Source organism: Rhizobium sp. P1_E6 (assembly GCF_056405875.1).
In genome coordinates this window covers 24,361-37,112 of sequence record NZ_JBFUBG010000007.1, presented here as the reverse complement: position 1 = coordinate 37,112, position 12,752 = coordinate 24,361, and the positions used below count along the sequence as shown (strand labels likewise).

Genomic DNA, 12,752 nt, shown 5'->3' with positions numbered 1-12,752 from the left:
CTAGAACAGGCTTCCCTGCTTCGGCGGCTCGCCGCCCCTTGCGGTGCGCTTCTTAGACCCTGCCGGTGGAGTGCCGCCTTCGGTCGTCATGGCTCCGACGCGGCCATCGGCAAACTCGATGGCGATGCCCATCCCGGCGGAGAGTGCGGCAGCCTGCGATACCGGCCTGTTGTCCTCATCGCGGATGACCGCATACCCGCGCTTCAGCACGTTCTTGTAGGAGAGAGACTGAAGAACGCGGTCCTGTGCAGAAAGCTCGGCGCGCGCACGCGTCAGCTGATGGCGGATCGCAGTATCGGCGTGGCGCGAAAGATTGCCGAGCCGCTCGCGGCCACGATCGGTCTGAGTCTTCAGCCGCGCCGGAAGCGAGGCGAGAATTGCTTCGGCGCGCTCAATGCGGGACTTTGAACGATCGAGCAGACGCTCGACGGTACGCTCAGCCCGGGCCATGCGCTCGTTGAGAAGCTGGCGACGCTCGGTGATGCGGTTCGACAGCACGTCCGGACGCAGATGCGAGGCGACACGCTCGAAACCGCGGCGCTTGTTGATGGTGTTGAGTTCCAGCCCGCGGCCGAGGCCGGTGGCCGCCTCATCGAAGCGGCGGCGGGGCAGCGCCAGCAATTGGTCGAGCGACGGCAGAGCGCGCATCAACGCGCGAACGGACTGGCGGCGCTGATCCATCTGGCGGCTCATGCAGCCCTGCAGGCGGGCAGTGAGATCTGCGGTCTGCGCCTCAAGCTCGGCCTTGACGGGCACGGCCATTTCAGCGGCACCCGTCGGTGTCGGCGCACGGACATCGGCGGCGTAATCGATCAGCGTCCAGTCCGTCTCGTGGCCAACAGCGGAGATCAAAGGAATTCGGCTGTCGGCTGCGGCACGCACGACGATTTCGTCGTTGAAGCTCCAGAGATCTTCGAGACTGCCGCCGCCTCGCGCGACGATCAGCACATCCGGACGCGGGATCTCACCGCCGGGTTCCATGGCATTGAAGCCGTTGATGGCGTTCGCCACCTCCTCGCCGGAGCCCTCCCCCTGCACCTTGACTGGCCAGACGATGACATGGACCGGGAAACGATCGGAGATACGATGCAGGATATCGCGGATGACGGCCCCGGTGGGCGAGGTCACGACGCCGATGACCTCAGGCATGAAAGGCAGGCGCTTCTTGCGCGATGGATCGAACAGGCCCTCAGCGCCGAGCCTGCGCTTGCGCTCCTCGATCAATGCCATCAGCGCGCCTGCACCAGCAGGCTCCAGGGTCTCGATGACGATCTGATATTTAGAAGAGCCGGGGAAGGTCGTGACCTTGCCGGTCGCGATCACCTCCATGCCCTCTTCCGGACGGAACTTCAGGCGGGAAAAAGTGCCTTTCCAAATGACCGCATCGATGCGAGCGCGGTCGTCCTTCAACGAAAAATAGGCATGACCGGAAGAATGCGGCCCGCGGTAGCCGGAAATCTCGCCGCGCACCCGCACCTGATCAAAGGCTGTCTCGACGGTCCGCTTGATGGAACCGGACAGTTCAGAGACTGAATATTCCGCAAGATTGGTGGGCGAATCGCCGTCAAAGACATTGCTCATCCGCCCTTTCTATTTTGATCGACCCCGAACGGGAAGGTCGGCTCCGTCGAAGGGCGTATTTTTACCCGAAAATCGACGAAAGACCCTAGAAATAGGGATATCGCTACGTCCAAAAAAACTTAGTATTATTCATGTTCGTAGGGAGTGGCGAACACTGACCCGAAAATGAGCATGCTGGTGACAGTGAAAATTCCCCGCCGATGAAAGGCGCGGGAGCGATCGCTTATCTTATCGTCGCTATTGCTCAACCTTATTGGGTATCGGCTCGCCCTCTTTCCGAACAACCAGTCGATCCGACGTCGATCGAATTGCCAGCGTGATGCTGCTTCGTTCAACACCGGTGCTGTCACTGGAGAGTTCCGTTTACGTAAGCGAGAAAGTAACGGAACTTTTCAGCCTGTAACAGAGTTGATTTGTATCGAAACATGTACCCGGCGCGAGCCGGAGGAAATGCCGTCAGGTGAACGCATCCGTAACCATGGCCGCAATTGAAGCTTCCATGGAGGGTGGCCAATAAACTTTTGTTAGCGGAGGGCCCCTAGGCTCCTCGCAAACGACCTGAAGAAGAGGTGACGACATGATCATCCTGACAGCAACCACACTGGGCCTCACCGTCGGCCTCATGCGCTCGGCCAGCGTCATTGCGCTGGTCGCCATGCTGATCGGCGCGACCTTTGCTCTCGCCGCAATCGCTTCCGGCGGCGCGGTGTCATTCCTGGCGCTTCTCTACACGATCATCGGCTATAATGCCGGTCTGCTGCTTTATCTCGGTGGTCTCTTCACCACCGATCGTCTGCGAGCCGTACTCGTCCATTCCTGAAAGATAGGACGTCAGTCCGGCGTCGGCCGGTAACGGAAGAACTGGACGCCGCTGTTGGCGGCTTTCGGAAGCGGGTCGAGGTAGGGCGGAATCATGCCCTTGCCGAGCTGCGCATAGAGCCCATCGGGCTTCAATCTGGCGATTTCACGGGTCTGCAGATCATCCGCGCAGAACGCAAGCATCGTGACACCCGCTCCTTTCAGAAATGCTCCCGCCTCCAGCGGCTCAGCCAGACCGATATGCATCTCGGTCAGCATGCCACCCTGGTTTCGATGGTAGGGCGCCGACAGGACACGGTTGACGGTGTAGCGCAGGATTGGCACGCCCATTTCCGATGGCGCCGAGATCAGACCAGCGGGCACGGCGGCAAGCGGAGCGAGCGCCTGTTTCGATGAGCAGGAGAGACGCTCTGCCTCCTCCCCATTCTTCGTCTTGTCGAGTTGCATTTCGACAAGCGCGCCGCCGACGGCCCATACCGCCGGTACGCTTGCCAGAACCGTCACGATATAGACGAGGGCAATCGCGGCATTCTCGCTATCGCCGTTCGACATGCGACGCACATCGATGATCAGCAGGGCAAGCGGCAGGATGGACAGAAGGTTTGCGAAGACGGCTCCCCGGACCTGGACCAGGGCGACAGCCCAGCTGACGCTCAAGAGCGCCAGAAGGACGAGATGGATCTGCACGCGATCGCCCCGCACGGAGCGAAAAATGCAGACGGCGATCGCTAGCAGGCCCGGCGCATAGAATGCGCCAATGGAAAAGGGATCCGTCCGGCTGAGCGCGAGAATGGATTGCGCTTCCGAAACATTGCGAAGCCAGAGCTCGACCAGCATAGGATCAAGATCGGCAAGCGGATTGCGTAGGCATTGCGGCGCAATGACCATTGCCGAGCCGAGAACAGCAGCGCCGACGGCCGCAAGTATGGCAAAGCGCAGGCCGCGGCCGAGACGGCTGGCAAAGACTGCGGAAGCGAGCAGCAGGCCACCGCCAATCGTCGCCAAGCTGTAGAAGCCGAGCGAAAGATTGTCGCACGTCACCGTCGAATATTGTTGTTGCGGCACCGTCGCAAAGAAGAGGATGCTGATCGCAACAGCGAGGCTGAGGCCGAAAGCCTTGGTGGCGGCAGCGAACGGCTCGCCTTCCCAGGCCCAGAGCAAAGCCACCACCAGGCAATAGGTGGCAACGAAGGGTGTGGTTTCCGCGCCGATCGCGATCGCCAATGCCGCTGACACACCAGCGACGGCGTAGTTCCACGCGCGCTGTCTTTCATCGAACAACATCGCCACCATGGTTGCGACAAGCGCGAGCTGGGCATTGTGATGATCGATGGCGCCGGGCGCGAAGCGATTGCCGGTATAGATTGCCATACCGGCAAAGCAGAAGGACAGGTGCATACCGGCAAGGCCGCCGACACGCCTGCCGGCAAGGCCCATGGCAAGCATGGCAGGAAAAACGAGCGACAGAGGCCAGACCACAAGGGCCGCGGCTTCTGCGGCATCATGGCCGAGGAAGAGGCCGAAAAAGCGGATCAGAGCAGCGATCGGCAGGTCGATCAGCCGCGACCAATGCATGAGCGTGCCCTCGCCGAGGCCGAGCCGATACTGCATCAGATCGAACCAGCCCTGCCCATTCAGGAAATCTCTGACCTCCACGAGGCGCATGCCATCGTCATTATCAGGGCCGACATAATCGACCGGGCCGCCGGCATATTTCATGACGGTGATAATGCCGATCAGGATCACCGTGTAGATGAGGGCGGAAGGCAGGAGATGAGTGAGCATCTGCCGGATTCTGCCGATGAATCCAGTCCTGGCTGATGCGGATTGCGCCTTGGCGATCGGCTGCACTGCGTTCATCATGATAGCCAGGTCGTTGCGTGATGGGCAAACCTTAGCCGTGGCTTATCAAGAAAGTGTAAACCACAGGACGTGACGGCTTCGGTTCCTATAGCGGCTTGTTAACGCTGCATGCAGTAAATTCGCCGCGGTTTCTTTGTAACGAGTGTAACCCCATGGCGCGATCGCTCAGCGAAAGTCCTGATATTGCCGTTCTGCTTCCCTGCTACAACGAAGCGGCGACGATCGGTGCTGTTGTCAGGGGGTTCCGGGCGGCCCTGCCCGATGCGCATATCCACGTCTACGACAACAATTCCACTGACGGCACAGCGCTGCATGCCATGCTTGCCGGCGCGCAGGTCGTGCGCGAGCGGCGCCAGGGCAAAGGCCATGTGGTGCGCCGCATGTTTGCCGATATCGATGCCGACATCTACATCATCGCCGACGGCGACGGGACCTACGCGCCTGAGGATGCCGAAGAGCTGGTACGGACGCTGCTGACGGAACGGGCCGACATGGTGGTCGGCACGCGGCGCGGTGTGCATGACGACGCCGGCCGGCAGGGGCATGCCTTTGGCAACCGGCTATTCAATATCCTCTACCGCGCAATCTTCGGACCTGACTTCACCGATATCTTCTCCGGCTACCGGGCCTTCTCACGCCGTTTCGTCAAGAGCTTTCCAGCGGTTTCCGGCGGCTTCGAGATCGAAACGGAAATGTCGGTGCATGCCTCGCGGCTGAAATTGCCTGTCAGTGAACTGGAATTGCATTATGGCAGGCGCCCGGAAGGCTCGCATTCGAAGCTCTCGACCTTCCGCGACGGCCGCAAGATCTTGTGGATGTTCGCCATGCTGATGAAGGAGACGCGGCCCTTTGCCTTCTTCGGCACGATCAGCGCGCTCTTCATGCTGGCAAGCCTCGGCTTCATGGGGCCGGTGCTGGCGGAATATTTCGAAACCGGCCTCGTCAGCCGCATGCCGACCTGGGTGCTCTCGACGGCGCTGGCGATGATCTCGATCATGCTGTTTACGGCCGGCGTCATTCTGGACTCCGTTGCGCGGGCGCGGGCCGAGCAGTTGCGTATCCATTATATGAGCCTCGCAGCGCCGGTCGCGGCAAAGGATAAAACCTTGCCCATAACACTTGATAGCAAGAAGGCTGACGCGGCATGAAGAAGCTCATTCGCTTCGCGGTCGCCGGTGGGCTGGGCTTCATCGTCGATGCGAGCGTGCTTGCGTTGCTTCTGCACCTGACGCCACTCGGTCCCTTCATCGCTCGGCTGATCGCCATTGTCCTGGCGATGGCAACGACCTGGGCCTTCAACCGGAGCTTCACTTTCGACCGATCCGGCCGGTCGCTGGCAGTAGAAGGTTTTCGCTACGGCTCGGTCGGCATAACCGCCGCCCTTGTCAATTACGGGCTCTATTCGGCACTGCTTCTGTCACTACCGGCGCTGCAGCCGCTTGTCGCGATGGTGCTCGCGACCGCGGCATCGATGTTTTTCAGCTTCTTCGGCTATTCCCGCTTCGTCTTCCGCGGCAATGCCGATTAGAGGTCAGACGGCTTCCCAGCCATCCTGCTCGCTGGCGCGATAGATGGCGTCGATGACCTTCTGATTGAGCTTCGAATCCTCCAGCGTGACGATGTCTTCCTTTTCGCCTGATGCAGCACGGGCAAAGGCTTCCGCCTGGCATTTGTACTGGCGGCTGTCCTGGAAGCGGATGATCTGGGATTCGTTGTGGCCGCGATTGGTCACTTCGATCTCCTCCGGCCCCCAGCGATTGGCATTGAAGGGCGACTTGACCTCGATATAACCGTCGGTGCCATGGAAGACCATGATCTGGCGGCCGGCCATCTGGGTAGAGATGTAGAAGCTCAGCTCGAACTCGCCGAAATCCGCCTTCACGCTGGAATAGAAATCGGTGCCGAATTCCGCATCGCGTTCGGTGATCGCCTGGATCCAGGACGGTTCCTTGCCGGTGGAAAAGCGGGTGCTGATGACGGGATAGACACCGATATCAGGCAGGCCGCCACCACCGAGCTCGGGGATATTGCGCATATTGCCGGGGTCGCGGTTGTAATAGGTAAATGCACCCTGCACATGGCGAAGCTCGCCGATCGCGCCCTCCTGCAGCAGCGAGCGGACTTTGCGCCAGACCGGCGAATAGGTGACCATGAAGGCTTCGCTGATGATGACCTTGTTGCGGTCGCGGGCGGCGATCAGATCGTCGATCTCGGAGGCCTTCAGCGCGATCGGCTTTTCGCAGAGCACGTGCTTGCCGGCATCGGCAGCCTTGATCGACCACTCGACATGCTGGGCAGTCGGCAGCGGAATATAGACGGCATCGATGGTGTCGGACGCCAGCATCTCCTCGTAGGAGCCGAAGGCATGCGGCACGGAGAAGCGGTCTGCCATTTCGCGGGCACGCGCAAAATCGCGGCTGGCGATCGCGGTAATGACGCAGTTTTCCGCGTCCTGGATGGCGGGAACGACGTTGTCCCTGCCGATCTTAGCCGTTGAAATTATACCGAAACGCAGCATGAAAGGTCCTCCTGAAATCGTCTGGGCGCACCTTATGCAGCCCTGTCATGCGGCGCAATGGCGCGACGGCCGATCACGGAAGTTTGGTTTCCTTCGAGGGTACTCCGCGCTAGGTTACTTGCGAACGGCGTTCTGTCGTTTCCTCAGATTTCAATCACTTCAGCATTTTGGGAGAGCGTCATGGAAATGCGCCGGCTTGGAAAAACAGGCCTTTCAATTTCGCCGATCGTCTTCGGCGGCAATGTATTCGGCTGGACGGCCGATGAAAAAACGTCCTTCGACATTCTGGACGGCTTTTTTGACGCCGGCCTCAACACGATCGACACGGCCGACGTCTATTCGGCCTGGGTGCCGGGCAACAAGGGCGGTGATTCCGAAGAGATCATCGGCAAGTGGCTGAAGAAGGGAAAAGTCTCCCGCGACAAGGCCGTCATCATCACCAAGGTCGGCTCGGACATGGGTCAGGGCAAGACGCTGAAGGCCAGCTACATCCTGAAGGCAGTCGAGGATTCGCTGCGCCGGCTGCAGACCGACTATATCGATCTCTATCTGTCGCACTGGCCGGATGCCGATACGCCGCATGAGGAATCGCTTGGTGCCTATGCTAAACTCCTGGAACAGGGCAAGATCCGTTCCGTCGGCTGCTCGAATTATGATGCGAGCCTGCTGCAGGCCTCCTTCGACGCCGCCGACAAGGCAGGTCTGCCGCGCTATCAGGCGCTACAGCCGGAATATAACCTCTACGAGCGTGCGAGCTTCGAAGGTCCGCTTGCCGATCTCTGCGCCAAGGAAGATATCGGCGTCATTACCTATTTCAGCCTCGCGGCCGGCTTTCTCTCGGGAAAGTACCGCAGCAAGGCGGATACGGAGGGCAAGGCGCGGGAGGGCCGCGTTGCCCAGTATTTGAATGACAAGGGCATGCGCATCCTCACGGCACTCGACAAGGTCTCCGACGAGACGGGTGCAAAACCCGCGGAAATCTCGCTCGCCTGGCTGCTGCGCAAGAAGGGCGTGACGGCGCCGATTGCCAGTGCTACGAGCCTTTCCCAGCTTGAAAGCCTGGTGAAATCGGCAACGCTTGAGCTCTCCGACGAGACAATGGCGCTGCTCGACAAGGCCGGCGCCTGAAACGAGGTGATGCCATGAGCGTGACAATCCGCGATGCGAGGCCTGAGGACGAAGCACGCTGGCGTGCGCTCTGGGCGGACTATCTCGCCTTCTACGAGGTCACCGTCGATGCCGACATTACCGATTCCACCTGGCGCCGGGTCTTCGATCCGGCGTCGGCAATCTTCATGCGGGTGGCGGAACTCGACGGCGCGGTCGTCGGCTTTACGCTCTGCCTGACGCATGAGGGCACCTGGATCCGCGGCAAGGACTGCTATCTGGAAGACCTGTTCGTTTCCGAGGATGTGCGCGGCAAGGGTGTGGGCCGGGCGCTGATGGACGACCTCGTGGCACTCTGCAAAAAGAACGGCTGGTCGCGGCTCTACTGGCATACGAGCGAACAGAACAAAACGGCCCGCGCACTCTACGACACATACGTCAAAAGCGACGGCCACATCCGCTACCGCATCAATTTCTGAGTTGCGGAAAGCCTTCATACCATTCGGAATGATCGCCTTCCCAGTTGGTCATGCCCTCCTTGGTGAGGATGCCCCGCGGGCGTACATAACTCTGAATTATCCGCTTCGGCCGTTCATGCCATTGGATATTGAAGGCCCATAATTTGGGGAAGAAGCAGAGCGAGGCATAAGGCAGGTGGTCGTGGATCCACCAGGCGAGCCGCTGCCAGTCGCTTTCATCGCCATAGCGATCGACCATCCAGGGAATGGCGATGCAGACGGCAGCGCCCATGCAGCCGTCAAAGTCTCTGACATCCCATATGTGATGGGCAGCAGTGGCTGCGTTGGTCGAGCAATTCAGTCTGTTCTCGTTGCCGAAGCGGTTGACCGCGGGTGAACGGTAGCCGGAGCGGATATGCAGGCGTCCGAAGGTCGCTTCCAGCGGTTCCAGAAGTTGCGCGCAAAGGCGTCTGCCCACCTCGATCGCCAGATCGGGATCGTCGGGGATATTCGGGATACGGTAGAAATCGGCAATCTCGGAATGGAGAAAATCGCGAAAGAAGAAGTTYTTCGACAGGCGCACCCGGCCGAGATCCTCGAGCCCTTTCATCGATCCCGGTTTCTTCATGTGCGAGCCCCCCGATTGCTCCCGACATCATTGCCCGGAAAATGCAGCCGTTCCACCCGAAACGCGCCGGGAACAATTAGCGCCGTATTTGCTTCTAAGAGTGTCGCCGAAAAGGGCGCGAATCCCCAATGAAGGAACGGAACAATGGCCAAGGAAAAGACGCTGGAAGATCTATTTTACGACACGCTGAAGGACATCTATTTCGCCGAACGGCAGATATTGCGCGCCCTGCCGAAGATGGCGCGCGCTGCCCAGTCGACGGAATTGAAGGCGGGTTTCGAAAAGCATCGTGAGGAAACCGAAGGCCATGTCGAACGGTTGCAGCAGGTCTTCGAGCTGATCGGCAAGCGCGCCCAGGGCAAAACATGTGAGGCAATTCAGGGCATCATCGCCGAGGGCGAAGAAATCATGGAGGAGTTCAAGGGTACGCCTGCCATCGATGCCGGCCTGATCTCTTCGGCGCAGGCCGTCGAGCACTATGAAATCGCCCGCTACGGCACACTGAAGACCTGGGCGCAGACGCTCGGCTTCAAAGAGGCCGTCACGCTTCTCGACCAGACGCTGCAGGAAGAAGGCAAGACAGACAAGTTGCTGTCACAGCTTGCGACGACCGCCGCAAATCAGAAGGCTTCGCGCGCGGCCTGAGCTGGCGCCCGAATACCGACAGGCAGAGCTGCCCCGATCGGGCGGCTCGCTTTTCTTCGAGCTTGTCTTCGCGCATGGCCCCGCTATCATTTCATTGGAAACTTGAGGCGAGGTATCGATATGGCCGACAGGCAGGCAATCGAAGCAACGGTTCATCTCTATGTCGAGGGCATGGCCTTTGCCAATGAAGCGGCCCTGAAGAAAGCCTTTCACCCGAAAAGTTCGATCATCGGGCACTATCAGAATGCGGTGGAATGGCTCTCGCGCGACGAGTTCATCGCCGCAATCCTCGAGGAAGGGGCCGCACCACCCGGCACTCAGCCTTATATGGATATCGGCAGCATCGATATTTCCGGTGACGCAGCGACCGCGAAAGTGACCGACGAGTTCGCCGGCATGCGATTTACCGACTATCTTTCATTGTTGAGGATCGACGGTCGCTGGACGATCGTCAGCAAGCTTTATCACCTCCATCTATGAAAAGACTGCAGCTTTCGGTTCCCGGGTTGATGGTCGAGGTCCGCAACAGGCTGCAAGACTTCATCCGGCGCAATCGACTTTCGGAACGTTTCGTCTGCAGATTCACAAAGTCAGAGCATCGCGGGCCTGAATGGACACACGATGCTCTATCTCTCTGTTTTCACGCAATTGCGGACGCAAAACCGTTGCGCAGTTTTGCGAGAGCCTGCTTTAGCCGGTTCAGCTTCTCAGGGTACCGCCGGTGAACTTGGCGACGCTGGCGACGATCTTCTGCGTTAGCGCCTCGAAATCCTCGTCGGTCAGCGTGCGCTCGGCCGGCTGGATCTGAACCTCAATCGCCACAGACTTCTTGCCCTCGCCAACAGAGGCACCTTCGAAAATATCGAAGACGTTGACGCTGGTGATAAGCTTGCGGTCGACGCTGGTTGTCGCCTTGATGATAGCGCCAGCTTCCACCGACTTGTCGACGACGAAGGCGAAGTCGCGCTTGACTGCCTGGAAGGGCGAAAGGTCGAGCGCCGGCTTGGTGCGGGTCGCCTTCTTCTTGGGCTCGGCCATGGCATCTAGGTAAACCTCGAAACCGCAGAGAGCGCCCGAGACATCAAGCTTTTCAAGGGTGGTCGGGTGGAACTCGCCGAAGTAACCGAGGATCACCTTCGGGCCCATCTTGATCGTGCCGGAACGGCCCGGATGATACCATTCGGGACCGCCCTGTTCGATCTGGATATTGGCCGTCGGCAGGCCGCAGACTTCGATAACGGCCAGCGCATCGGCCTTGGCGTCGAAGACGTCGACCGGCTTGCCGCCGCCCTTCGTCGCATTCGACCACATGCGGCCGGCGCCAGAAAGCGAAGCCGTACCGCGGCGGATACCGCCGGCAACGCGACGCTGGCCTTCCGGAGTATCGTTTTCATAGGTGCCCGAGACCTCGAAGATTGCCACGTCGCCATAGCCCTTGTCGGCGTTGCGCTGGGCAGCGGTCAGCAGGCCCGGTAGCAGCGAGGGGCGCATGTCCGACATTTCTGCAGCGATCGGATTGGCGAGCTTGAGAGCCGGAGAACCGCCCCCGAAGAGCTTCGCCTGATCTTCCGGGATGAAGGACCAGGTGACGGCTTCCAGCATGCCGCGCGAGGCAAGGGCGCGCTTGGCGGCGCGGGTGCGGATCTGCAGCACCGTCAGGATTTTACCGTTGACGGCAGCATGGCTTTCGAGGGGCGCCGGTTTGATGTTGTCGACGCCGTGAATGCGCATGACCTCTTCAACGAGATCGGCCTTGCCGTCCACATCAGGACGCCAGGAGGGAACGGCGACGGAGACGCGTTCGCCGGAGCCGGAGACCTTGAAGCCGAGGCGGGTCAGGATCGTGTTGCTTTCTTCCGTCGAGACCTCGAGGCCGGTCAGGCGCTTGACCTCCGAATAGGGGAAATCGACGATCTTCGGCTCGTAACCCTTGTAGCCGACGATCTCGGCCTTTGCCGGGGTGCCGCCGCAAAGCTCCAGAACCAGCTCCGTCGTGCGCTCGAGACCGGGAACCATATATTCCGGATCGACGCCGCGTTCGAAGCGGTAGCGGGCATCGGTGATGATGCCAAGCGCACGGCCGGACTTGGCGATGTTCATCGGATCCCAGAGAGCGGATTCGATCAGCACATCGACGGTGTTTTCATCACAGCCGGAATGCTCGCCGCCCATGATGCCGCCGATCGATTCAACGCCGTTCTCATCGGCGATGACGACGTTGTTCGGGCCGAGCTTGTATTCGCGCTGGTCGAGCGCAAGTACGGTCTCACCTTCCTTGGCACGGCGAACCGTCAGGCTTCCCTTGACCTTGGCGGCGTCGAAGACGTGCATCGGCCGGCCCTGATCAAAGGTCATGTAGTTGGTGATATCGACGAGCGCATTGATCGGACGCAGACCGATGGCGAGAAGCCGCTGCTGCAGCCAGCGCGGGCTCGGGCCGTTCTTGACGCCGCGCACGAGCCTGAGGCCGAAGCCCGGGCAAAGCTTCGCATCGTCGAGATCGAGCGTCAGCTTGACCGGGGTTTCGCCTTCGGCGGCGAAGGATGGAGCAGGCCGCGTCTTCAGCGTGCCGAGGCCGGAGGCTGCGAGGTCACGGGCAATGCCATAGATCGAAGTGCAGTCCGGACGGTTCGGCGTCAGGTTGATCTCGATGACAGGATCGTCGAGATGGGCGTAGGTAGCATAGCTCGCGCCGACCGGCGCATCTTCCGGCAGGTCGATGATGCCGTCATGGCTGTCGGAGATCTGCAGTTCCTTTTCCGAGCACATCATGCCGCGGCTTTCGACACCGCGGATATTGCCGACCGACAGCGTTACATCGATGCCCGGAACGTAGGTGCCGGGTGCCGCGAAGGCGCCGATGAGGCCTGCACGCGCATTTGGCGCGCCGCAGACGACCTGCACCGGTGCACCCTGGCCGATATCGACCATCAGCACTTTCAGGCGGTCGGCCTGCGGATGCTTTTCAGCGGAGAGAACCTTGGCGATGACGAAGGGCTTGAAGGCTTCCTTGTCGTCGACATCCTCCACCTCCAGCCCGATCTGCGTCAGGCGGGTGCAGATTTCATCGAGCGTGGCATCTGTTTCCAGATGATCCTTAAGCCAGGAGAGCGTGAATTTCATATGTCCAATC

General features: G+C 60.2%; 12 protein-coding genes. 7 read left to right on the top strand and 5 right to left on the bottom strand.

Features of this window, described 5'->3' with window-relative positions; all coding sequences use genetic code 11:
- Window positions 1-1,581 carry an exodeoxyribonuclease VII large subunit gene (gene xseA / locus AC1D35_RS06255; RefSeq protein ID WP_113307278.1) on the bottom strand — a complete coding sequence of 527 codons (1,581 nt, stop codon included), beginning with the start codon at window positions 1,579-1,581 and terminating at the stop codon, window positions 1-3.
- A 577-nt stretch (window positions 1,582-2,158) separates the two neighbouring features.
- Between xseA and AC1D35_RS06250 the strand changes: the two genes are divergently transcribed.
- Complete coding sequence (locus AC1D35_RS06250) at window positions 2,159-2,401, top strand: hypothetical protein (protein ID WP_113298243.1); 243 nt, start codon at window positions 2,159-2,161, stop codon at window positions 2,399-2,401.
- A gap of 11 nt (window positions 2,402-2,412) precedes the next feature.
- On the opposite strand, the gene AC1D35_RS06245 is transcribed toward AC1D35_RS06250, so the two are convergent.
- Window positions 2,413-4,260: a hypothetical protein gene (locus AC1D35_RS06245; RefSeq protein WP_113307295.1), complete on the bottom strand. Its 1,848-nt coding sequence runs from the start codon at window positions 4,258-4,260 to the stop codon at window positions 2,413-2,415.
- A 155-nt stretch (window positions 4,261-4,415) separates the two neighbouring features.
- On the opposite strand from AC1D35_RS06245, the gene AC1D35_RS06240 reads away from it, so the two are divergent.
- Together AC1D35_RS06240 and AC1D35_RS06235 are read left to right on the top strand one after the other, a co-directional pair.
- Window positions 4,416-5,411: a glycosyltransferase gene (locus tag AC1D35_RS06240; protein WP_113307277.1), complete on the top strand. Its 996-nt coding sequence runs from the start codon at window positions 4,416-4,418 to the stop codon at window positions 5,409-5,411.
- Window positions 5,408-5,791, top strand: coding sequence for a GtrA family protein (locus AC1D35_RS06235; protein WP_113307276.1), 384 nt, complete (start codon window positions 5,408-5,410; stop codon window positions 5,789-5,791). Before AC1D35_RS06240 ends, AC1D35_RS06235 begins: the two co-directional genes overlap by 4 nt.
- 3 nt (window positions 5,792-5,794) lie before the next feature.
- Here the strand turns inward: AC1D35_RS06235 and AC1D35_RS06230 are convergent, their stop codons facing one another.
- Window positions 5,795-6,781, bottom strand: coding sequence for a Gfo/Idh/MocA family protein (locus AC1D35_RS06230; RefSeq protein ID WP_113307275.1), 987 nt, complete (start codon window positions 6,779-6,781; stop codon window positions 5,795-5,797).
- A gap of 180 nt (window positions 6,782-6,961) precedes the next feature.
- Between AC1D35_RS06230 and AC1D35_RS06225 the strand changes: the two genes are divergently transcribed.
- Together AC1D35_RS06225 and AC1D35_RS06220 are read left to right on the top strand one after the other, a co-directional pair.
- A complete protein-coding gene (locus tag AC1D35_RS06225) occupies window positions 6,962-7,909 on the top strand; it encodes an aldo/keto reductase (RefSeq protein ID WP_113307274.1) in 948 nt (315 codons plus the stop codon).
- 14 nt (window positions 7,910-7,923) lie between these two features.
- On the top strand, window positions 7,924-8,367 hold the full coding sequence (locus tag AC1D35_RS06220) for a GNAT family N-acetyltransferase (protein ID WP_113307273.1): 444 nt from the start codon (window positions 7,924-7,926) through the stop codon (window positions 8,365-8,367).
- Here AC1D35_RS06220 and AC1D35_RS06215 read toward each other — a convergent pair.
- The gene (locus tag AC1D35_RS06215) at window positions 8,357-8,974 is read right to left on the bottom strand and encodes a hypothetical protein (RefSeq protein ID WP_113307272.1); all 618 of its coding nucleotides are present in this window, start codon (window positions 8,972-8,974) and stop codon (window positions 8,357-8,359) included. The genes AC1D35_RS06220 and AC1D35_RS06215 overlap by 11 nt on opposite strands.
- Window positions 8,975-9,118: 144 nt before the next feature.
- On the opposite strand from AC1D35_RS06215, the gene AC1D35_RS06210 reads away from it, so the two are divergent.
- Both AC1D35_RS06210 and AC1D35_RS06205 read left to right on the top strand, forming a co-directional pair.
- The gene (locus AC1D35_RS06210) at window positions 9,119-9,619 is read left to right on the top strand and encodes a YciE/YciF ferroxidase family protein (RefSeq protein ID WP_113307271.1); all 501 of its coding nucleotides are present in this window, start codon (window positions 9,119-9,121) and stop codon (window positions 9,617-9,619) included.
- A gap of 120 nt (window positions 9,620-9,739) precedes the next feature.
- A complete protein-coding gene (locus tag AC1D35_RS06205) occupies window positions 9,740-10,099 on the top strand; it encodes a nuclear transport factor 2 family protein (RefSeq protein ID WP_113298234.1) in 360 nt (119 codons plus the stop codon).
- A 219-nt stretch (window positions 10,100-10,318) separates the two neighbouring features.
- Here the strand turns inward: AC1D35_RS06205 and pheT are convergent, their stop codons facing one another.
- Window positions 10,319-12,742, bottom strand: a complete 2,424-nt coding sequence (pheT, locus tag AC1D35_RS06200) for a phenylalanine--tRNA ligase subunit beta (RefSeq protein ID WP_477938354.1) — start codon at window positions 12,740-12,742, stop codon at window positions 10,319-10,321.
- Between the last annotated feature and the right edge of the window lie 10 nt (window positions 12,743-12,752).